A 22,617-nucleotide genomic window follows, 5' to 3' on the forward strand; every position below is an offset into this window, starting at 1 on the left:
TTCAGAAACCTACAGCATATTATTCAAAGTTATTCGAATAATCAGGGATAATTTATATTAGTTCTTTACAGAATTTTTTATTATATAGATTACTAATTTCTTTAAAGAAAATGCAATACAAAGATTTTATATAGAGTAACACATCAAAATAAATTAATATTGTTATAAAAAAGAAAAAGGTAATCTCCTTTTCTTTCTATAAAATCATCAATACTCTTTAAAATTATCTTTGATCTAGCGAAATGTATTTACTACCTATGTCTACATTTGCATATGCTGGTCTTAAAATCTTCTTATCACTAACAATTTGCTCTATTCTGTGTGCACACCATCCAGGTACTCTTGCAGCAGCAAAAATAGGTGTGTAAAGTTCCTCTGGAATATTTAGCATCTCGTATACAAATCCAGAATATAAATCTACATTGGCACATATAATAGCATCTTGTCCCTTTAATTCCTTAAATATTTCAATGGTCAAATCCTCAATATTTTTATATAGATTAAATTCATCAACTGCATCCTTTTCAATAGCAAGCTCCTCGGCTTTTTTCTTTAAAAGTACAGCCCTTGGATCAGATTTCGTATACACAGCATGACCCATACCATAAATCAAGCCTTCTTTATTAAATGCTTCTTTTCTTAGTATCTTTAATAAATAGTCCTTGAGTATACCTCTTTCTTTCCAGTTTGTAGCATTCTCTTTTATATCTTGAATCATTTCCCTTACTTTAATATTTGCACCTCCATGCTTTGGTCCCTTCAAGGCTCCAACAGCTGATGCAACAGCAGAATAAGTATCTGTTCCTGAGGAAGATACAACATGAGTAGCAAACGCAGAGTTATTACCCCCACCATGTTCTGCATGAATAACTAAACATAAATCTAGTGTTTCCGCCTCTACTTTTGTATATTTATTGTCCTGCCTAATCATAAATAATATATTTTCAGCTGTACCTATACCTTTTTGAGGAGAATGTATAAATAAGCTTTTTTTATCAAAATAATGAACTTTTGCTTGATACCCATATGATATTATTGTTGGAAATCTTGCTATAAGTTTTATGCTTTGTAGTAAGAGGTTTTTTACACTAGTATCATCCGGTTTATCATCATGAGAATATAGTACTAATATACTTCTCTGTAATTTATTCATGATATCCTTACTAGGAATTTTAAGAATCATATTTTCTGTATACCCCTCAGGTAGCATTCTCCATTCATCAAGTAATTCATTGAACTCATCAAGTTTAGTCTGTGTTGGGAGCTCTCCAAAAAGCAGTAAATATACACATTCTTCAAATCCATATCGTCTTTTCTCTTGAAATCCCTTAACTAAATCCGTAACCTTTATACCCCTATAAAATAACTCACCATCCATTGGAATTTTTTTATTATCTTCAAATTTATATCCCTGTACATTGCCAACTTTAGTCAACCCCACCTTAACACCAGTTCCATTACTATTTCTTAATCCTCTTTTAATATTAAACATATTATATAACTCCGGTTTTATTAAATTATTCTTCTCGGCTATTATGGTTAACTCATCAAATAATTTTGTAAAGGAGTCTTTAGTCAATTTTTTTACCCCCTTATTTAAAACAAATACGTGTTAACGTATTTGTTTTATGCTAGTTTCATTTTTAAATTCATCTTAAGTTTTCAATGATAGCATCAGTCATATCTGTAGTAGAAGCTGTTCCTCCTAAATCTTTTGTAAGATATTTACCTTCACTTATTGTTTTATGAACAGCATTTATTATCAAATTCGATTTTTCTTTTTCGCCTATATAATTTAGCATCATTGCACCAGAAAGAATTACTGCTATAGAATTTGCTAGATTTTTGCCCGCAATATCTGGTGCACTTCCATGAACTGCTTCAAATATGGCAATATCATTTCCAATGTTTGCTCCAGGTACAAGTCCTAAACCACCAATAAGTCCAGCACATAAATCAGATAAAATATCCCCATATAAATTTGTAGTTACAATCACTTCATATTTTGATGGATTCATCACTAATTGCATACACATATTATCAACAATAACTTCTTGTAATTCAATCTCAGGAAAGTCTATAGAAACCTCTCTTACACAATCCAAAAACAGTCCATCTGTAAGCTTCATAATATTAGCCTTATGAACTACAGCTACTTTACACTTATTGTTATTTTTTGCATATATAAAAGCTTCTCTTGCAATTCTCATAGATGCTTTTCTAGTTATTATTTTTATTGCCTCAGCAGTGTCGTTGTCCCTTTGATTTTCCACACCACTATAAAGTCCTTCAGTATTCTCTCTAAATATAACCAAATCTATATCATTAAACGGTGTAACTAATCCATTTATTTTTTTAACAGGTCTAATGTTAGCAAATAAGTCATATTTCTTTCTAAGCATTACATTAATGCTTCTAAATCCGCATCCAATAGGTGTAGTAATAGGTCCTTTTAGAACTATTTTATTTTTTTCTATGCTGCTATAAACTTCATCTGGGACTAGTACACCCCTCTTTTCATATACACTTGCTCCAGCATTTACAACATCCCATTTTATATTTACACCAGTTGCATCTATAATTTTCCTTGCTGAATCCGTAACCTCAGGTCCTATTCCATCTCCAGGTATGAGTGTTATATTATACATTTAATCACCTTCTTAGTTAGTTATTTAATCCTTTTGCATAATTTAAATATCCACCGCACTTTAAAATCTCTATATCTCTATCTGAACCTTTAAATATTAACTTGGTAGTAATTTTTTTAGTGTTATTAATTAAATTTAATTCTTCTTTATTATTAAGTGCTTCTATTATATTTTCTAGTTCTAAATCATCAAATTCATCAAATCTATCGTAGTCTTCTTTATCTTTAAAAACTAAAGGAATTATTCCCGAATTTATCAAATTAGCTTTATGAATTCTAGCAAACGACTTTGCTATCACTGCTTTTACACCAAGATAAAGAGGAACAAGTGCTGCATGTTCTCTACTTGAGCCTTGACCATAATTTTCACCACCAATGACAATTCCACCATCATTATTCTTTGCTCTTTCATCAAAATTATCTACAATAGTCCCAAAACAATGTTTAGATAGCTCAGGTATATTTGATCTAAAAGGTAGTAATTTAGCATTTGATGGCATTATATCGTCAGTGGTAATATTATCACCTGTTTTTAACAACACCTTTCCATTTATCATCTCGTTTAATCCTTGATTAACTGGGAATGGTTTAATATTTGGACCCATTATTACCTCTAAATTATCTCTATTTTCAGTTGGATATATAAAATAATTTTCATAAACATCAAATTTATCTGGTATATCAACCAAAGGCATTTGTCCAAAGTTAGATGGATCAGTTAAATATCCAGTTATAGCTGAAACAGCCGCTGTTTCAGGACTAACTAAGTAAACATCAGCATTTTTTGTACCACATCTACCTTTAAAATTTCTATTAAATGTTCTAAGTGATATTGCATTTGTCTTTGGTGCCTGTCCCATTCCAATACATGGACCACAAGCTGCTTCAAGTATTCTTGCTCCTGCACAGATCAAATCACCTAAAGCTCCGTTATCTGACATCATTTTAATTATATTGCTTGAGCCCGGTGAAATAACTAAACTTACGTCAGGATGAACTTTTTTACCCTTTAAAATTTTAGCAACCTTCATTAAATCAGTATATGAAGAATTAGTACAACTTCCAATTGCAACCTGATCAACTTTTAATTCATTTATGTCTTTTACACAAACAACATTATCAGGACTATGTGGCTTAGCAGTCATTGGTTTTATATCTTCTAAATTAATTATTATTTTTTTATCATATACTGCATTTTCATCTGCATATATTTCAGTAAAATCAGCTTCTCTATTTTGCTTTATTAAGAAATCTTTAGTTACAGCATCACTTGGAAAAATTGAAGTCGTTGCACCAAGTTCCGCTCCCATATTTGTAATTGTTGCTCTATCCGTTACTGATAGTTCTTTTACACCTTCACCAGAATATTCAACTATATATCCTACTCCACCTTTGACGCTTAATTCCTTTAATACATATAATATTACATCTTTTGCAGATACCCATGAATTCAATTTCCCTTTTAATTCAATGTTAAGTATCTTTGGAACCTTCAAATAGTAATACCCTTTTGCCATTGCTATTGCAACATCTAGCCCTCCTGATCCTATGCTTAGCATTCCAAGACCACCACACGTAGGAGTATGACTATCTGAACCAATTAACACATCTCCCGGTTTACCAAATCTCTCTAGGTGCAATTGGTGACATATGCCATTTCCCGGCTTAGAGAATACAATCCCATATTTTGCAGCCGCTGATTTAATAAATTCATGATCATCAGCATTCTCAAATCCAGATTGAAGTGTATTATGATCTATATATGCTACAGATAAATCAGTTTTGATGTTTTTTATCCCCATAGATTCTAATTGTAAATAAACCATTGTTCCTGTTGAGTCCTGTGTTAATGTCTGATTAACTTTAATTGAGACTTCTTTTCCTTCTTTCAATAATCCCTCTAATAGGTTTTTTTCTAGTATTTTATATACTAAGCTTTTTTTCATACAAACCTTCCTTTCATTTATTTGAACCCTTCCTTTGGTTATATTTTCCATTGTTATGAATTGTTTTTAATTTGTTACGTCATTTTAATTAGTTATTGTATACAATTATACTTGTATACTTATAGTATGTCAAGAGATTTTATTCATTAAATGACATGTGAAAATAACTATATTTTATATAGTAGAATATTAAATTATGCTTCAATATTTTTGCTATTATTTGTATAATATTATATAGATTTAATATTTTTTATTATCCTATAACAAAATTGTTTTAGTTACATATTAGCATTATTTATTAGTTTCATGAACTTTATAATTTTCATTTTCAGTTAGTCCTTTATAAAGAATAAAATTTAGTAACATAACTTTTTCCAAGTCACGTTGACGTAATTTATATATAATGAATTTAATTTTTGATATAGTATTATGATTTTGCATTTTATTAATCCCGTTATATTATTACTATTAATTTTTAGATATAAAATAGTGATATGCAACACGTTTTCTATTTCTTGCATCATAATCAGGTGCTTTTATGTTACTATATAATACAAAATATTAGACTATCAAATTATTAATAACTTAAAGAATAATACATGTTTAGCCATATATATTTATAATTTTTATATATGAAACTCCTACCCACTTTTATTCCTAGGAGTAGCAATACACACAAAATAAATTTGGATTCTCAGCTTAAAAAAAGCCCTAATTTAGAATTATTCTAAAATTAAGGGACTTTAAAGTTTATTCTTTAATTAAGGACTAAAAAATGCATAAGAATTAAGTCATGTTTATTATTTAAGTAGTTAGTAATTTTGACAAAATTAAGATCAAAATTAAAGATTGTATTTCTTAATTTTTCTGTACAATGTTGCTATTCCTATATCTAGCTTTTCAGCCACTATATATTTTCCATTCTTACTATCTTCATACTGCATTAAAGCGTTTTCTAATATTTCTTTTTCATATTCATCAAATTTCTTGATCTTTACTGTTTTTTTATTTCTACTAAATATATTAAGTGTCTTCTTAATCAGTGTTTCACTAATAATATTTTCATTTGTCTGATACACAATTCTCTCAATTATCTTCTTCAGTTCTTTTATATTGCTTTTCCACTGATACTTAAATAGTATTTCTAATCCATCTTCATTAATTTCTATATCTTTCTTATTTAAAAGATTTATAAATACATTAATATAATGTTTTACAAGCATATCAAAATCTTCTCTGCTTCTATCCTTGAGAGGTGGAATTGAAATATTCGTTGAATTTAATCTATAAAATAATTCTTCATTGAACTCTCTATTTAATGCTAATTTCTCTATATTTTTACTAGTCGTAGCAATAATTCTAACATCTATATCTTTTACAATAACACCTTTTTCTAATTCAATTTGTCCTGTATTTAAATAATTAAGTAAATCATTTTGTATATTTAAAGGCAACTCACATATTTCATCAAATACTATTGTGCCATTATTCGCCAACTGAAATTTTCCAATATTTTTTCCATTTTTGCTTATACCAAAAAGTTCTAGCAGATAATTGTCTCTAGATATTTCATTACAGTTCAAAACAAAGAAGTAATTATCTTTTCTGCTGCTAAAATTATGAATTGCATTTGCAAACATTTTCTTTCCAGTACCAATTTCACCTTTTATTAATATATTATTATCTGTAATTGCAATTTTTTTTGCTTCTCTTATTATGTTTTTTATTGTTTCGTCTTTACAAATAATTTCATCAAATGTAGCAAGAGATTTATTGTTAGACAATTCATTTATAACTTTGTATGCTACTTCTATTTTTTTTAATATTATTAGAGTTCCAAAAACATCATCATTCACTTTTGTATTAACACATGTAATTAACCCTTTGAATTCTACGTTATATTTATCTATTGTAATTATTTTATTAAATATATTTTTTCTGTTATATAAAAATCTTTCTATAACATTATGAGGTACTATATCTGTTATTTTTTTATTAATTATTGATGAATCTACATTAAAATATTCCTTGAATACATTATTCGAATATATAATCTTACCTTCATTATCTATAAAAGCTATTCCATCTGTAATAGTTTCAATAATTAACTCTTTTTCTTTATTTATTAATTCGATTTTCTTATAATCTTCGATATTTTTGAGCTTACTACTAATTAAATCTGCCATTTTTTCTAAAAAAGATACTATTCCATCTATATTTAATTTTATTCTCTCTTGAACATTTTTATCTTTAATAATAGTACCTATTGATCCAATAACTACATTTTCATAATAAATAGGTACTGCTATCATTCCTTGAATAATACAATCATTTAAATATTGACATTCACGACACTGCAACGACTGATTTATATCTATATATGAAGCAGCTTTCCCTGTAGCAATAACTTGTCCCACTACAGATTTTTCATCAACTATTATTTCACTGCTAACCATATGCTTATATGTGTTACCAATAATGTTACACTCATGATCAACTATAATAACATCTATGTCTAAAACATTCGCTATAGCTTCTGCTATACTTACAACAGTATCCTGTATCAATTCAAGTTTCATATCAACATACTTCCTTTCGATTTACTCAAGGCACTAAAATTAGCTAAGAGTTGATAATAGAAAATTCTACTTCTCAATATCAAAATTAGTATATATTTATGATAGAGCATAAACATATGCTCTATCATATCACATCAAAATATATTGGGCAAGTTCTTCTAATTGATAGTACATTGTTACAGCACCTGGATCTATATGACCAACACCTTTATCATTTCTGTAGAATGCTCTACCCTTTGCAGCTTCCATATCTTTCGTACTCTTCATTCCTTCTTCAGCTGATTTTACCATTTTGTTTATTGCAGTTTCAAATTTCTCTTTATTATCTAGAGATTCTTTATATGCTTTTACGCCGTGATACAACGTGTCTATCATAGTTTTATCTCCAGGTTTAGCATTTCCTCTTTCCATCATAGCATTTAAACCACTATTTAAAACCTCATAGATTTTTAGCTCATCTATTTCATCTACATCAATTAAGCTTTTATGAGCTGTTATAAACGCTACGCCATATAACACACCTGATGACCCTCCTATAGTTGACATAAGAGTCATACCAATTTTTTTTAATAAATCAGCCAAGTTTAATTTTAAAAGCTCATCTTCAATAGAAACTATTTTTTGATAGCCCATATTCATATTAGCCCAATGATCTCCGTCTCCCAATATTGCATCTAATTCAGTTATATAGTCTTTATTTTCTTCTATACGTTTAGCAATTCTTTTCAAAACTTCAACTACGTCTTTCGTATTTAATCCCTTTTTCATATTTACACCCTCAATCCCGGAGCTTTTGATTCAAAATCTAATAATTCTTTCAGTTCGTCATCAAGTTTAAGAAATGTTATCGAGCATCCACTCATTTCTAATGATGTCATGAAGTTTCCTACAAATGTTTTATAAAGCTTTATTCCTTTATCTTCAAGTATTTTGGTAACCTCATAATTTAGAATATACAATTCCATTAAAGGAGTTGCTCCTAAGCCGTTAATCATTAATGCAATTTCTGAACCTGAATAATCATAATCAGCTAATATTTTTTCAACCATAATTTCTGCATATTCTTTAGCTGTTTTTAAATTTGTTCTATCAACTCCAGGTTCACCATGAATACCCATTCCAATTTCAACTTCATTGTGATCTAAATTAAAACCCGGTTTGCCTATAGCAGGTAGAATACATGGAGTCATTGCCATTCCAATACTTCTAACATTTTTTATGGTTTTTTGAGCTGTTTCTTTTACTTCTTTTAATGAAGCTCCTTTTTCAGCTTTAGCCCCAGCTATTTTGTGCACAAAGACAGTTCCTGCAATTCCTCTTCTTCCTGTTGAATAAGTGCTATCTTCAACAGCAACATCATCTTTCACTACTACTGTTTCTACTTTTAAACCTTCCATTTCAGCTAAATCTTTAGCCATTGAAAAATTCATGATGTCTCCAGAATAATTTTTAATAACAAGAAGTACTCCTGCACCTGTATCAGCTTCTTGAATTCCTTTTAAAACTCTGTCAGGACTTGGAGATGCAAATACATTTCCACTAACAGCAGCATCAAGCATTCCATATCCAACATATCCTGCATGAGCGGGTTCATGACCACTTCCTCCACCTGAAACCAAACCTACTTTGTTAGTCTTTTTTTCTTTTCTTGCTATTACTTCAACTTCACTAAAATACACCACATCAGGATTAGATTTTTCTAAACCCATCAGCATTTCAGAAACAACATTGTCCGGATGGTTAATAATTTTTTTCATCATAAACACCTCTAGTAATAGATTATTTTTTTGTTATAATCATTCTACAGCATTTTCCACCTTTACTTAACAGCTCATCAAATTCAAGATTAAGATCAGGAGAAACACTTGCTAAACCGAAATCACCACATGAAGCATAATCACATAATGTACCTATTTCCTCTTCTGAACATCCCAACTTTTTCCATTGGTCAACTAATGGACAACTTGAAAATTCCATAACACTTTTGTCTTCGCCTTCTTCGATTATTTCCATTGAAAATGCTCCTATTGCAGGTCCACTGTGTATTTTATTTAATAATTCATCAGCAGTTTTACAGTTAGGACCAAATTTATTTCCTTTGTCTACACCAAAATCCCAAATTGCTTTTTCTGCTATTTTTTTTACATCTGCTCCCTCTTCTTTTGCATATTTAAGAACTAAATAAAACCACTTTGCTCTATCTTCTATTGCTGCACTTAAAATATCTATTACTTCTTGTTTAGTATATGTTTCTTTCATTGTTTCTTTCATTATCTTTTCCTCCATTCTTTTATTTTATTTATAAGCTTCCTAAATAAGCTTTTTTGATGTTTTCATCATTGAGCATATCTTTAGCATTACCTTTAATTGTTACTTTACCAGTTTCAATAACATATCCTCTATCAGCAATAGATAATGCCATATTTGCGTTTTGTTCTACCAATAGAACCGTCGTACCCTGCTCACTTATTGATTTGATTAAATCAAATATCATTAAAACAAGATTTGGTGAAAGTCCTAGTGACGGCTCATCTAACATAAGCAGTTTTGGTTCCGCCATTAAGGATCTGCCAATAGCAAGCATCTGCTGTTCTCCACCACTTAGTGTTTTTGCAGTTTGCTTTTTTCTCTCAAAGAGCCTTGGAAATAAATCGTAAACTCTATCAAAAGATTGTTTTATTCCTTCTTTATCATTTCTTATAAATGCTCCCAATTTTAAATTCTGTTCTACTGATAATTGCGGAAAAACCTCTCTACCTTCAGGCGATAAGCTTATTCCCATTTTAACAATATCAGAAGGAGTTTTGTTTGTTATATCATTATCTTCGTAAATAACTTTTCCCTTTGTTGACTTCAATAGTCCTGTTATAGAAGCTAAAGTAGTAGTTTTTCCTGCACCGTTACTACCAATCAAAGTAACAATTTCGCCTTGATTTACTTCTAAATCAATTCCCTTCAAAGCATGAATATTCCCATAATAAGTGTGTAAATTCTCAATCTTAAGCATCTAATTACACCTCTTTTCCTAGATATGCTTCAACAACCTTTGGATTGTTTGCAATATCTTGTGGCAAACCTTCAGCAATTTTCTTACCATAATCTATTACATATATTCTGTCGGAAATATTCATAACAACCTTCATATCATGCTCGATTAGAATAATCGTATATCCCTTATCTCTAAGTTCTTTAATGAAATTTAGCAAATTTTCAGATTCTTGTGGATTCATGCCTGCTGCTGGCTCATCGAGTAATATAATTTTTGCATTCGTTGCAATAGCTCTTGCTATTTCCAATCTTCTTTGATCTCCATATGGCAAATTCATAGCATAGTTGTTAATTTTATCTCCTAAACCTATAGATTTTAGTATTCTTATTGCCTCAATGGTTTTTTCAACTTCTTGTTTTTTATATTTCTTTGTCCTTAGTAAAATATCAAGAAAATTATAATTTGTTTTAATATGCATACCTATCAAAACATTTTCTATTACTCTTAACTCTTTAAATAATCTAATGTTTTGAAATGTCCTTGCAATACCATGACCTACAATTTCTTGCGGAGTTAAATCTTGAATTTCTTTATTATCAAAGATGATTTTTCCTGAAGTTGTTTTATAAACACCAGTTAGTAAGTTGAAAATCGTCGTTTTACCTGCTCCATTAGGGCCTATAATACTTATTATTTCACCTTTCTCTACTTTAAAGCTTACTGAATCAACAGCTTTTAAGCCACCGAAATGTTTTGATAAATCTTTTACTTCTAACAACGCCATATTATCAACCCTCTTTCATTATGCTATCTAAGTTAACACCTTCAGGCATTTTGTAATCTCTTTTACTTTGACCACCTAAAATTCCTTGAGGTCTGTACCTAATCATTAACACTAATATCAATCCAAACACTACAAATCTATATTCCTGTAAAAATCTTAGTGCTTCTGGGAAAGAAATCAGTAAAGCCGATCCTAAAAACATACCTCTAATTGTACCCATACCTCCAAAGATTACTATACTTATAATCATAATAGAAGTATCAAAAGTAAAAGTATTCGGATCAATGTATCTAATCATATGAGCATAAAAGCTACCACCTAATCCAGCAAAGAATGCTGATATAATAAATGCATATACTTTAAGATTAGTTGTTTTTATACCCATGAGTGTTGCAACCAATTCATCTTCTCTGATTGCCATCAAAGCTCTGCCCATTTTTGACCTAATTATTCTGTATATAATTACAGTTGTTATAAAAACTAATACCCATACTAGATAAAATAATCCTCCATTGAGCGACGTTAACTCAATTCCGAAAAATACCGGTCTTTGTATTTTTGTTATTCCTAAAGGTCCATTAGTTAAGCTTTCCCAGTTGAGTATGACCATTCTTATAACTTCTCCAAATCCTAATGTTGCAATTGTTAAATAAGTTCCAGATAACCTAAGAGTCGGGAGCCCTAATAATAGACCAAATATACCTGCTACCAGAGCACCTAATAAAGCTGTTATAAAAAAGTTAAGCCCAAAATTCAAGCTGATAAGCGCAGATGTATATGCACCAATAGCACAGAAACCAGCATGTCCAATTGAAACTTGACCAGTATAGCCTGTAATTAAATTCAAACTTAATGAAAGAATTACATACATACCAATCATGGTTAAAATTCTTACCATAAACATTGGAAGACCAATTTTGGGAATCAGAAACATTATTAGCAATGCTGCAGCATATACAGAATATTTTACTGTTTTTTTCTTTTCTATTACATTTATTAAACTATTTATATTTCCTATGATTTTATTCTTCATATTGCGCCCCTTTACTTATACTTTAGTAATATCTTTTTTACCAAATATACCTTTTGGTCTAATAATTAGAACCAAAATAAGGATTACGAACGCTACTGCATCTCTATATCCACCGCCAAAATATGATACTGCAAAACTTTCAGATAGTCCTACTACAAGCCCTCCAATAACAGAACCATATAATACTCCTATTCCTCCTAAAACAGCAGCCGAAAACGCTTTCAATCCTGCAATGAAACCCATATTTGGATAAACAACTTGATAATATCCACTGATCAGAGTTCCAGCAATTGCAGCTGATGCACCACCTAAGAAGAAAGTAAAAGAAACTATATAATTTACGTTTATCCCCATTAGATGAGCAGCTTTTGGATTTTGTTCTACAGCTCTCATAGCTAATCCTACTTTAGTCTTTTGTATTATAACTGTTAGAATAATTAGTAATAATAGAGAAACAAGAAAAATAAATAATTGAGTTGAATTCACACTGATACTTCCCAACTTTATAATTCCATAATTAAATATTTTAGGGAACCATTTACTTTGACTTCCAAATATTATCATCAATAAATTTTGTATTATATACGAAACACCAATAGTCGTTATTAACGCTGCAATTGGTTTTGATTTTTTTTCTCTTAAAGGCTTTAAACTAAGTTTGTCAATTAGTATTCCAAGAAAGCCAGTCGCAATTATACTAATTAGTAATGCAGGAAATATTCCCCATTGCATTGAAACTGCAACTACAAGAGCTATATGGGCACCAAATGCATAAACTGAGCCATGAGAAAAATTTACCAATCTTAATATACCGAAAACTAGTGAGTATCCTACAGCTATTAGTGCATAAACCATTCCCAAAGTTAATCCGTCAAATATCTGTTGAAACAGCAAAGTATCCCCACCCTTCGGTTTTTTCAATCATCCTATTTTGATACCTCAACGAAAGCACCGTTTTCAACTTTTAACCAAGCAAATGTTTTTTGTGCATCTCCTTTTTCATTAAATGTTGTTTGACCTGTTACTCCCGGATATGAAATTTTATATAATTCATCTTTAATAGCAGATCTATCTATTGAGCTAGTATTCTCAATTGCAGATAAGATAATGCCAGCTGAATCATATGCTTGAGCTGTTAAACTACTAGGTGCTGAACCATATTTAGCTTCATAAGCTTCAACAAAATTCTTAATGTTTTCATTTTCACTACCATGGAAGAATATTGCTGGTAAATAAACACCTTCAACATATTCTTTACCAAGATTAATTAATTCTTGACTATAAGCATTTGAAAATCCAACAAAGTTTATTTCAGGATTTACCGCTTTGTACTGAGTTGCAAAAGGAGCAAGAACATTATACATTCCAACCACTATTACAACATCCGGCTTAGCTTCATTAAATGCAGTAACAACTGGACTGAAATCAACTGTTCCATCAATTATTTCTTGATGCTCAACTACTTTTACACCTTCGTAATCATTTGCAATTTCCTTAACTATACCTGCAGTTGCTGTTCCCCAGTCAGTTTTTACTGATAATATACCAATATTTTTAGCATTTAGTGCTTTTACTGCAATTTCAATTGCTTCTTTAGCTTCTACATTTATTACTGTATTATTTCTGAAGATATAATCGCCTTCACTTGAATAATCCGGATGTGAAGCAGATGGAGATATTTCTACTATACCAGCTTCTTGATAAGTTGGAGAAGCCGCCATACAAACACCACTCGCAAAGTGACCAACAACTCCTGCTATATCAGAATCCCCAATGATTTTCTCTGCTATTGTAGCTGCTTCTTCACCATTGTTTTTGTCATCGTATACTACTACTTCAACTTTTTTATCAAGTACTCCACCTTTCGAATTCCATTGTTCAACCATTAATTCAACAGCATTTTTAAATCCAGTACCATATTCAGCAAAATCTCCTGTTAAAGGTGCAGCTATTGCTAATTTAACTACTTCACTTTCTTTTGGTGTACACCCGCTAAACAAAGATACTACCATTAAGACTGTAAGCAAAACAACAATTATTTTCTTCAAACTTCTCAGCTCCTTTTTAGATTTTTATTGGTATCTTATAGTATTTAATGAATATATATCAATACTACCATGATGATAACTAAATATATTTAATACTATAGTATCATTTTGATAATTTCGATATATTTTTATCTCATTTTAATAATATCATTAGATATTAGTCCTTGTAAAGGTTTTCTTGCTATCATTTTGATAATTTTTTCTTTAGATAATCTGTAATAATTATACTTATATTTTAATTTTAAATTTATTTATACAATATTCATTCCCTTATTATTGAAAAATATTTATATGAATTTCTATCTAAAGCTCTGTATTTGAGGAAACAAAATCTTCAATTATAAATATATTCAATGTATATTTTGCCCTCAACATAATGAAAATTATATTTATTCACTATTTTAAAGTTAATGATTTCCTATTATATAAAAAGGGGGTGTCTCAAAAAACATTTTGAAACAACCCCTCTCAAATTTCTTTTAATATTCTATCCAGATTATTTAGCGCATAAAGACCCCCACTTTTATAAGCTGACTTCTAATCAAGTGAAGTACATTCCCCTATGCTTTGCATAAAGCTAAGCATCAATGGCAAAAGAAACAACATAATATAACATTCCTTCTCAAAAGCGTCGAAGTAATTATATATTTTTTAAAATAAAGTCTTTTAGCATTTGCAATTGACACAATTCCAACAACCCAAAGGTAAGAATTATTAAATATTTTACATCAAACAGGTATGACATAATAACTAATATAGTCACACTAAACCACAATAAAATTTCATTATAATTCATCACAAATTTATTTTTCATAACAACTATTCACTTTCTAGAATAACATTATCCTTTACCATCTCAGCAATAAAATTACTAACATCCTTCTTTATAACTTCTTTATCTTCATCATATTGTTCTAATATTTTATTTGATAATTCATCAATAGTAATTTCTCCGTTTAAACTATTCCAAACTAATAATGCCAATTCATTCAATTCAAAACATTGATTACCTCCAAATAAAATGTTTCGTTTATTTATCGTTCTTACTCTATAAACAATATTTCGTTTATATAAAATATTTTTCATTTTACATCTCCCCATCTTGTCCAATTTTGTTTATTATTTCATTTGAAAAATCAATTATTTTTTCAGCATTAATTCTAAGACTCTTTTCATTGTCTAGCTTTTCTTCAAAATATAAATTTTTAAACTTTCTATATACTTTACAAGCTTCTTCATCATGCTCTGCCAAATTTTTGAGTTTTATTGGAATCCATTTATCTCTATCAAGAGACGTTTTCATATAAAAGATATATGCTTTCATTGTTTCAAGTAATATACTTCTTGCTACGTTAACAGCAACTTCAAATTGTTTATTTTCAATATTACCTATCACATCTTCATAATTTATGTCAACATTATTAATTGATATCCTGGTCATAAGCTTAAAATAATTTTTTTGATTAAAACCAGTTTTAACTTCATTAAATCCATCTTCATTCCAAATAGGAATACCATTTAAAAATCTATGTATAAATGAAGTGAATTTGAATAAATCAAAGCCTTTAGGCATTTTTAAAATATTAAATGTTCTTATATTATCACTAAAATTATATATATTAAGTTGATTCATTAAATCCAATACAACTGGTTTTGAATATATTTCAATATCGATGCTTACTCCATATAGTCTTTTAAATTGAGTTTTTATATGAGCTCTATCATAGTCTAATAGTGATTTATTAATTTCATTTATATTACCTGATAATATAAATACATCTATATCTGATAATTTGTTGCCCATTCCTTTTGAAAGCTTATTATTCATCCCTTCTATTAATGACCCGCTCAAAAAAATAATATCTTCCTTTTTATAATTTAATATTTTTAAAATATCTTTTTTCTCAATTGTAATATTTCTTTGTTTGATTTCAATAATATCCTCCATAAAATCACCTCTTTTTTTGATATTTCAAGAACAGACAAACAATAAAGTTTGTCTGTTCAAAATAAAAGTTACCTCATAATGCATACGTCTGATGCTAAAGCTGCTGGAAGCGTTATTCTTTGAGCTTTTGGAGCTTCATATTTTTTCATAATTTCACCTCCTCATTTATATTGTATTATCAAAGATATTAATAATCTTTGATGCTACCCATTTACTAATTTCAGTATATAAAATTTACTCTCTTATGCTGCATATAAATCTAATCATTACTTATACTTTGACATTGTAATGATAGCTGTTCACAATAAGGATATGGTGATAATATATCTCCGCCAATAGAAGCAGATATTGATCTGCATGAACCTCTGCATTTTTCCCAGAATTCACAGGTTGAACAAATTCCTTTGAATTGTTCTTGTTTTAATTCTCTAATAGTTATAAAGTGTTTACTGTTCCATAACTCCTCTAAAGAATTTTCTTTAATGTTTCCTGCAATAAAATCTCTTCTAGCAAATGTAAGTGGAGCACAAGAAGTAACATCTCCATTTGGCATTATTTCACATCTTGATACTCCCCAACCACAACCTTTTTGGTATTTTCCTGAAAGCCTAGGAGGTAACTCTATTGTAAGATGTGAGTATTTTTGAAGTAATCTCTCCTTAAGTTTAAGTAGTTCATCAACCTTAAACAGCGGTAATTCTTTTGCGTTTCCTGTCCTACTATGTCCTAAAAATACACGGTTAATTATACCTAGGCTTTGAGTAAAATCAAAAATTTGTTCTACATTACCAACATTAATTTGTGTAATTACAGTTTGAGCTTTTACTTTGAAACCATGCTTAACTAATAGTTTAAGCTTATCTTTTACTATGTCTGCACTCAGATTATCACGCATTTTTTCTCCATCATAACTAACCTTAAAAGATATTTTATCAGGTTTAGGAATCTTTATAAGCATATTTTCATCTATTAATGTCCCATTAGTTTCTATTGACACTTTCAAATCAAGTTCCATACAAAATGCAATTAAATCATATATATTTTCATGAACTAATGGCTCTCCTCCAGTAAAAGTAACTATTTCACATCCTAAATCTACAGCTTGAGTAATAATTGATTTTACTGTTTGAAAATCCAGCTCATATTTTTCAGTAAACCAATCTGCTGCATAACAATGGAGACAATTCAAATTGCACCTAGAAGTTAAACGAACATGCAAATCTTTAATTTCATACAATATTATTTCCCCCTCTTTTATCTCCATCGGTTTGGAGATATTTTTTGGCTTTCAGCATCAATAAGTTTATTAGTAATTTCCTCAAGCTTATCTTCTAAATAAAGATCTGCTATTTTAATCATTGCTTTTTCTGCTATTTTATATCTTGTATTGCAGTATTCATCATTAATAAATATTTCATTATTATTATAAAACGCAGCACTTCCCTTACATCCTCCTGCGCAAAGTCCTAATATCCAGCAACTTTTACAAGGTTCATAATTTGCTTTACTTGATTCAATGCACTTATTTATTAATTCTTTATCAATATTTTCTTTATATATATTGCCTATCTTATACTGCTCGTTATAAACAAAGTGTGTACAAGGGTATATATCACCTTCTGGAGTAATTGATGCAAACCTACCAAAATCGCAGAAATTTTTCTTTACCTTTCTTTGAATAAGATTTAGGAGCATTTCACTGAAGAATTTACTTTCTATCCTCATATCACCAAACTTCTTCTCAACAAAATAATCAAAACAATCACATAATGTGCTAATTGCTATATTTTCAGATTCTTCATCTATTTTATACTCCAAATTATCTGTCATTACAGGTCTATACGAAATATCTTCAATACCTAATTCTTCATATATATATTTAAAAATTTTGAACAAATCTATATTTTTCTTTGTGTAAACAATCCTTGCACATAAATAATTAGCTGATTTTTTAAACTTTGGAATGTTTGATAAAACTGTTTCGAAGCTTCCTGTTCCATCTGGGTAGGTTCTTTGAAGATCGTGATAATCTTTTGGACCATCTATAGTTACCATCACGTGAAATTTATGTTTTTTTAACATATTTTCTATCTCATCATTCATTATAGTTGCATTAGTAACACAACCATATTCAAAATTAATATTTGGGAATTCTTCTTCTATATAGTTAATCATACTTTCAATTGTCTTATAATTTAAAAATGGCTCTCCACCAAAGAATTCAATGGTTAATTTCTTTATTTCTGGGTCTAAGCTCAAAACATATTCTATAGCTTTAACAGCAGTCTCAAAGGACATTAATTGTGATTTACCACCATAATTTCCTCCCTCTGCATAACAATAACCACACCTTAAATTGCAATCATGTGATATATGGAGAAATATTTTGCGTAATTTATTATTACTAGAATCTTGTTTACATGCTTGGCTGCTCTCACTTTTATAGATTATTAATCCATTGTTCAATAAGCTAGCTAATTGCTCCAAAGGTATATTATAATTTTTATCATTCTTCAACTGTTCTAAAATACTCAAGGTTTTTTGATCAACTAAAAGCAACTTTAAAGAATCCTTTTGAAAAATTATTTTCATGTCTGATTTGTAATCAATAACACTAAATTCAGGCACTGATATATCTGAATTTACATTTATTTCATCACGTTCTTTTCCAATAAAATTAATTGGTTTAATATACAAATTATTCATAATATCACATTCCCCATTCAAATTTGTTTAGCAATTCTTTCCCAACTAAAAGCATCCATGTGTCCAAAGTGCCCCTTTATAACTGTGTCAGCATATATTGGCTTCTTTAATTGAAGTTCTTTTATCACACTATATATTCTAAGATCAAAATTGTTTTTAACTATCTCAATCATTTTTGTTATTGGAATTTTCTCAGTTCCAAAACAGTTGATAGAAATGTCTATTGGTCTTGATACCCCAATTGCATATAATATTTCTACTTCACATTCTTGTGCGTAGCCAAAGTGAACCAAATGCTTTGCTATCCATCGACATAAATATGCACCTGAACGGTCACATTTACTTGGATCTTTTCCAGAAAAAGCACCACCACCATGTCTTGCACGTCCACCATATGTGTCAACCATCAACTTACGTCCTGTTAGTCCTGTATCTGCCATTGGACCTCCTATAGAAAACCTGCCTGATGGATTAATAAAAATTTTAGTATCTGGAGTAATTAAATAGCTGTATTCATTTTCATTTATTACTAAATTCAATATTTCTTTTTCTATTTGTTCATTAGATACAGTTTCTATATGTTGAACTGATAAAACTATCTGTTCAATGCTTTTTGGTTTGCCATTTTCATATAATAATGTAACTAAAGATTTTGCTACTGGACGTAAATATTGTAAGATATTTTTATCGTGCAAATACTCAATCCTATTAATTAAACTTCTAGCTATCATATGTGCCAAAGGTATAAGCTCTTTAGTTTCATTGCAAGCATATCCAATTACTATCCCTTGATCTCCAGCACCAATCATATCTGCTTCTTCCTTTGCGTTTCCATTTCTAAATTCATAACTGTTTTTTATTGAGTTATCAATATCTCTTGATTGTTTATTCAAATTAAATATAATTTTAGAATCTTCTAAATTAAAACCTGATTCATCCCTGTCATATCCACATATCTTTAATGCATTTTTAATAGAACCCTCATAAGAAATTTGATTTGCTGATGAATTTATCTCTCCTGCTACAACTATTAGATTGTTACTTATAAGTGTCTCACATGCAATATGACAATTTGCATCAACTTTTATGAATTCATCAAGAAGGGTATCCGAAATTAAATCTGCAAGCTTGTCCGGATGTCCTTTAGATACATATTCAGCTGAATATAATCGCCTCATTACCTAACTCCTTTCCATTTATCTCAATAACTAAAAATCAAATGTTCACCAAAGGTATTATATTTTTGCAATGGAAGCTTTAAATTATCTTCATCTATATTTCCGTAAATAAGTTTTCTCATCTTCTTATCTGGTTTAAAATATGTTTGTTTTTCTAAGATATTTGCTCCTCTCGTGTACTCAAAGAGCTTCCATATACACCACTCTAGTGCATATTTACTGTGAAAACAAATTCTATAATCAGGAGCCATTATTTCATCATTTTGAAGAAAGGCATTATATACACAACCTCCACCACAAAGACTAATAGCCTCGCAATTAGAACATTGATTAAAACTAAACTGCGTCCTATGACTCCATTGATTAAATATATCTTTACTATTAATATCTTCATTTATATAAGTCTTATAATCTATGCAATATTCATTAACCGCGACAAAGTGTGAACAAGTCCCTATTCTTCCATTTGGATATACTCTTAAAGCACCTCCACATGTAGGACATTCCTTCAAACGATGTTTTTGCTCAACAAAAGGTCTAATCCTTCTCATTACTTGTGGAAGAGAAATTCCTTTTTGGCGTGCAACTTCAAAGGCTTTTAAACCTTGTTCAATATACTTGTTAAAAAAAATTTCCTTTGAATATTTATCATTAATTTCAAGTGGGTTTAATCCAACATTCAAGGGATCAAATTCCTCTATAAAGAAATCTATAATTTCTGGCAAATAATCAACATTATGTTCTCCTACAGCAGTAGAAATACCAAATTTTATTCCTTCATTCTTTAATAATTCACAGTTTTTCCTTATTTTCTTGTATGTTCCTTTTCCTGCTTTATTTACTCTGGCTTTATCATGTATTTCCTCCCATCCATCAATTGATATTATAGGAGTAATATCATATTGTTTTATAAACCTTACTACCCTATCGTTAATTAACGTACCATTTGTAAAAATTGTAATATCAGTCGGACTTAATTGGTTTTTCAAATCAATTTCTCGTATATATTTAGCCAGTTCTTCAACTAAATCTGAATTTTGTAGTACCTCTGTGCCAAATAACACAATAGTTTTACTTTCATTATCAATTTCACTTGTTAGAAATTTGTTTATGAGACCTTTACCAACAGTTTCATCCATTACTTGACCAACAAAATTCTTTGGAAGCTTATTAATATATCTACAATATTCACAAGCTAAATTACACTGTTCATTTATTATCATAAATAATGTTTTTATATTCGGCTTTAAATAGCTTTGTATTTTTTTTAATGCTTCTTTATAATAATCATTATTTGTTGTAAATTCTTTTGGAAGCTGCTTGCATATTTCCTCTGACGGTTTGTTACCTGATAACCAATTATTTTTTAAATATATCAAATCCATAGTTATTGAATTATACAAACAAGAATACTGACCTTTAGTAAAAATGTGAACATCCTTATTTATCATTTTGACACCTTCTAACCCTTTTAATTTTTCTATTAAAATTCTCAGCAATGACATTAAATTGTTTTACAATGTCATTATACTCAAACTGAAGATGGTTGTTTTTCATAAGCCATTCGCCCCCAACTACTACGTCTTTAATTGCTTGTGTACTACTGCTAAAAATTAAATTTTCAACTATATTAACCCTTGGCTGCAAATTTAATATATCACCATCAAATATTAAAAAATCAGCAAAATTACCTTCTTTAATACTTCCTATACTTTGATTTCCTAACACTGTAGCAGCATCTGTTGAAATTAAATCTAATAATTTTTGAGCGGATAAGCTATATTCATATTTTTGACGAACTAGAAAATAAGCAATTCTAGCATTTATAAGTAAGTCGTATGAATTATTTGTTGCTATCCCATCTGTCCCAATGCATATATCAATTTTATTTTCTAGCAACAATGGTATATTAGGTATATCAGAGCCAAGCTTAACATTAGATACAGGACAAACAACTACTTTTGATCCACGTTTAGCTATCAACTTTGCATCTGATTCATTTATATAAGTACAGTGAACTAATAAAGTTCTATCAGTTAATACACCATAATAATCCAATAATTCAATCGGTGTTTTTTGAGTTTTATTTTTGATCCATTGTACTTCTTCCTTACTTTCAGAAACATGTATTGTAAAAAGACATCTTGGGTAATCATTAAGTAACTTTTTAACTACATGTAATAGCTCCCAGTCAATCATATATAATGAATGTGCAAATATAACAGGATGAATGTAATCATAATCAGCTGTATTTAAAAGTTTTAATATTTTATCTACAAAACTCTTATACTCTTTTTTTAAACTCTTTGTTTTCATAGCTAATGACCCTGTATACAATCTCATCTTATATTTATGTGCATAACTGTCACAGCTAGATGCACAAACTGAGGTTATCCCTGAACTTATTATGTTTAAAAGGCCGTATTGTAAAGCAACAGCTTTGTCGTTTTTTAGTTCTTCTTGACTTCTACTATTTTTTATAATTTCATTACATTTTAAATATTCTTTTAGATTCATTCCCTCTATGCTTCCACGAAGAGTTGAAGCTTGTAGATGTGTATGACAGTTAATAAACCCTGGCAATACTATATCATTTTTTAAATCAATTACTTCAACGCTATCGCTGTTATTTATCTTTTTTTCTTTTCCAACATACGATATAATACTATCGTCAATTACCATCATACCTGGTTTATAAATCTCTCTTTTCTCATTTTGAGTTATAATACATCCATTTTTTAATATTTTTTTCATAAAAT

At 29.4% G+C, this 22,617-nt stretch carries 19 protein-coding genes; all 19 read right to left on the reverse strand.

Features of this window, described 5'->3' with window-relative positions:
- Positions 1–223 precede the first annotated feature (223 nt).
- Entirely contained in the window at positions 224–1,579 is a 1,356-nt protein-coding gene (locus tag AYC61_RS10395) for a citrate/2-methylcitrate synthase (protein ID WP_066501359.1), read from the reverse strand.
- Positions 1,580–1,649: 70 nt separating this feature from the next.
- Positions 1,650–2,648, reverse strand: coding sequence for an isocitrate/isopropylmalate dehydrogenase family protein (locus AYC61_RS10400; protein WP_066501364.1), 999 nt, complete (start codon positions 2,646–2,648; stop codon positions 1,650–1,652).
- Between the two features lie 16 nt (positions 2,649–2,664).
- Complete coding sequence (locus tag AYC61_RS10405; protein WP_066501367.1) at positions 2,665–4,593, reverse strand: aconitate hydratase; 1,929 nt, start codon at positions 4,591–4,593, stop codon at positions 2,665–2,667.
- 842 nt (positions 4,594–5,435) lie between these two features.
- Positions 5,436–7,172, reverse strand: coding sequence for a sigma 54-interacting transcriptional regulator (locus tag AYC61_RS10410; RefSeq protein WP_066501370.1), 1,737 nt, complete (start codon positions 7,170–7,172; stop codon positions 5,436–5,438).
- Between the two features lie 129 nt (positions 7,173–7,301).
- On the reverse strand, positions 7,302–7,940 hold the full coding sequence (gene dhaL, locus AYC61_RS10415) for a dihydroxyacetone kinase subunit DhaL (protein WP_066501372.1): 639 nt from the start codon (positions 7,938–7,940) through the stop codon (positions 7,302–7,304).
- A 2-nt stretch (positions 7,941–7,942) separates the two neighbouring features.
- Positions 7,943–8,929: a dihydroxyacetone kinase subunit DhaK gene (gene dhaK, locus AYC61_RS10420; protein ID WP_066501377.1), complete on the reverse strand. Its 987-nt coding sequence runs from the start codon at positions 8,927–8,929 to the stop codon at positions 7,943–7,945.
- 22 nt (positions 8,930–8,951) lie between these two features.
- Entirely contained in the window at positions 8,952–9,443 is a 492-nt protein-coding gene (locus AYC61_RS10425) for an L-2-amino-thiazoline-4-carboxylic acid hydrolase (RefSeq protein ID WP_066501380.1), read from the reverse strand.
- A 28-nt stretch (positions 9,444–9,471) separates the two neighbouring features.
- Positions 9,472–10,179, reverse strand: coding sequence for an ABC transporter ATP-binding protein (locus AYC61_RS10430; RefSeq protein WP_066501383.1), 708 nt, complete (start codon positions 10,177–10,179; stop codon positions 9,472–9,474).
- A gap of 4 nt (positions 10,180–10,183) precedes the next feature.
- Positions 10,184–10,945, reverse strand: coding sequence for an ABC transporter ATP-binding protein (locus AYC61_RS10435; RefSeq protein WP_066501389.1), 762 nt, complete (start codon positions 10,943–10,945; stop codon positions 10,184–10,186).
- 4 nt (positions 10,946–10,949) lie between these two features.
- Positions 10,950–11,978, reverse strand: coding sequence for a branched-chain amino acid ABC transporter permease (locus tag AYC61_RS10440; RefSeq protein ID WP_066501396.1), 1,029 nt, complete (start codon positions 11,976–11,978; stop codon positions 10,950–10,952).
- Between the two features lie 15 nt (positions 11,979–11,993).
- Positions 11,994–12,899 (reverse strand): branched-chain amino acid ABC transporter permease, encoded by a 906-nt coding sequence (locus AYC61_RS10445; RefSeq protein WP_338026045.1) that lies wholly within the window; start codon positions 12,897–12,899, stop codon positions 11,994–11,996.
- Between the two features lie 5 nt (positions 12,900–12,904).
- Complete coding sequence (locus tag AYC61_RS10450) at positions 12,905–14,026, reverse strand: ABC transporter substrate-binding protein (RefSeq protein ID WP_066501400.1); 1,122 nt, start codon at positions 14,024–14,026, stop codon at positions 12,905–12,907.
- A gap of 819 nt (positions 14,027–14,845) precedes the next feature.
- Positions 14,846–15,112, reverse strand: coding sequence for a PqqD family protein (locus tag AYC61_RS10455; protein ID WP_066501409.1), 267 nt, complete (start codon positions 15,110–15,112; stop codon positions 14,846–14,848).
- 1 nt (position 15,113) lies between these two features.
- Complete coding sequence (locus tag AYC61_RS10460; protein WP_066501418.1) at positions 15,114–15,974, reverse strand: hypothetical protein; 861 nt, start codon at positions 15,972–15,974, stop codon at positions 15,114–15,116.
- 259 nt (positions 15,975–16,233) lie between these two features.
- Positions 16,234–17,211: a radical SAM/SPASM domain-containing protein gene (locus AYC61_RS10465; RefSeq protein ID WP_066501425.1), complete on the reverse strand. Its 978-nt coding sequence runs from the start codon at positions 17,209–17,211 to the stop codon at positions 16,234–16,236.
- A gap of 17 nt (positions 17,212–17,228) precedes the next feature.
- On the reverse strand, positions 17,229–18,680 hold the full coding sequence (locus AYC61_RS10470; protein WP_066501428.1) for a radical SAM/SPASM domain-containing protein: 1,452 nt from the start codon (positions 18,678–18,680) through the stop codon (positions 17,229–17,231).
- 17 nt (positions 18,681–18,697) lie between these two features.
- Entirely contained in the window at positions 18,698–19,858 is a 1,161-nt protein-coding gene (gene metK / locus AYC61_RS10475) for a methionine adenosyltransferase (protein ID WP_066501431.1), read from the reverse strand.
- Between the two features lie 23 nt (positions 19,859–19,881).
- Positions 19,882–21,309, reverse strand: a complete 1,428-nt coding sequence (locus AYC61_RS10480) for a radical SAM/SPASM domain-containing protein (RefSeq protein WP_066501433.1) — start codon at positions 21,307–21,309, stop codon at positions 19,882–19,884.
- Complete coding sequence (locus tag AYC61_RS10485) at positions 21,299–22,612, reverse strand: amidohydrolase family protein (RefSeq protein WP_066501434.1); 1,314 nt, start codon at positions 22,610–22,612, stop codon at positions 21,299–21,301. The genes AYC61_RS10480 and AYC61_RS10485 overlap by 11 nt, the downstream gene beginning before the upstream one ends.
- Between the last annotated feature and the right edge of the window lie 5 nt (positions 22,613–22,617).

It is taken from the genome of Abyssisolibacter fermentans, assembly GCF_001559865.1.
GTDB lineage: Bacteria > Bacillota > Clostridia > Tissierellales > MCWD3 > Abyssisolibacter > Abyssisolibacter fermentans.

What these genes read in the sequence shown, in the direction of transcription:
- AYC61_RS10400 (WP_066501364.1), bottom strand. Translation starts at nt 2,648, where the DNA reads ATGTATAATATAACACTCATACCTGGAGATGGAATAGGACCTGAGGTT.
- AYC61_RS10405 (WP_066501367.1), bottom strand. Translation starts at nt 4,593, where the DNA reads ATGAAAAAAAGCTTAGTATATAAAATACTAGAAAAAAACCTATTAGAG.
- AYC61_RS10410 (WP_066501370.1), bottom strand. Translation starts at nt 7,172, where the DNA reads ATGAAACTTGAATTGATACAGGATACTGTTGTAAGTATAGCAGAAGCT.
- dhaL (WP_066501372.1), bottom strand. Translation starts at nt 7,940, where the DNA reads ATGAAAAAGGGATTAAATACGAAAGACGTAGTTGAAGTTTTGAAAAGA.
- dhaK (WP_066501377.1), bottom strand. Translation starts at nt 8,929, where the DNA reads ATGAAAAAAATTATTAACCATCCGGACAATGTTGTTTCTGAAATGCTG.
- AYC61_RS10425 (WP_066501380.1), bottom strand. Translation starts at nt 9,443, where the DNA reads ATGAAAGAAACAATGAAAGAAACATATACTAAACAAGAAGTAATAGAT.
- AYC61_RS10430 (WP_066501383.1), bottom strand. Translation starts at nt 10,179, where the DNA reads ATGCTTAAGATTGAGAATTTACACACTTATTATGGGAATATTCATGCT.
- AYC61_RS10435 (WP_066501389.1), bottom strand. Translation starts at nt 10,945, where the DNA reads ATGGCGTTGTTAGAAGTAAAAGATTTATCAAAACATTTCGGTGGCTTA.
- AYC61_RS10440 (WP_066501396.1), bottom strand. Translation starts at nt 11,978, where the DNA reads ATGAAGAATAAAATCATAGGAAATATAAATAGTTTAATAAATGTAATA.
- AYC61_RS10455 (WP_066501409.1), bottom strand. Translation starts at nt 15,112, where the DNA reads ATGAAAAATATTTTATATAAACGAAATATTGTTTATAGAGTAAGAACG.
- AYC61_RS10460 (WP_066501418.1), bottom strand. Translation starts at nt 15,974, where the DNA reads ATGGAGGATATTATTGAAATCAAACAAAGAAATATTACAATTGAGAAA.
- AYC61_RS10470 (WP_066501428.1), bottom strand. Translation starts at nt 18,680, where the DNA reads ATGAATAATTTGTATATTAAACCAATTAATTTTATTGGAAAAGAACGT.
- metK (WP_066501431.1), bottom strand. Translation starts at nt 19,858, where the DNA reads ATGAGGCGATTATATTCAGCTGAATATGTATCTAAAGGACATCCGGAC.
- AYC61_RS10480 (WP_066501433.1), bottom strand. Translation starts at nt 21,309, where the DNA reads ATGATAAATAAGGATGTTCACATTTTTACTAAAGGTCAGTATTCTTGT.
- AYC61_RS10485 (WP_066501434.1), bottom strand. Translation starts at nt 22,612, where the DNA reads ATGAAAAAAATATTAAAAAATGGATGTATTATAACTCAAAATGAGAAA.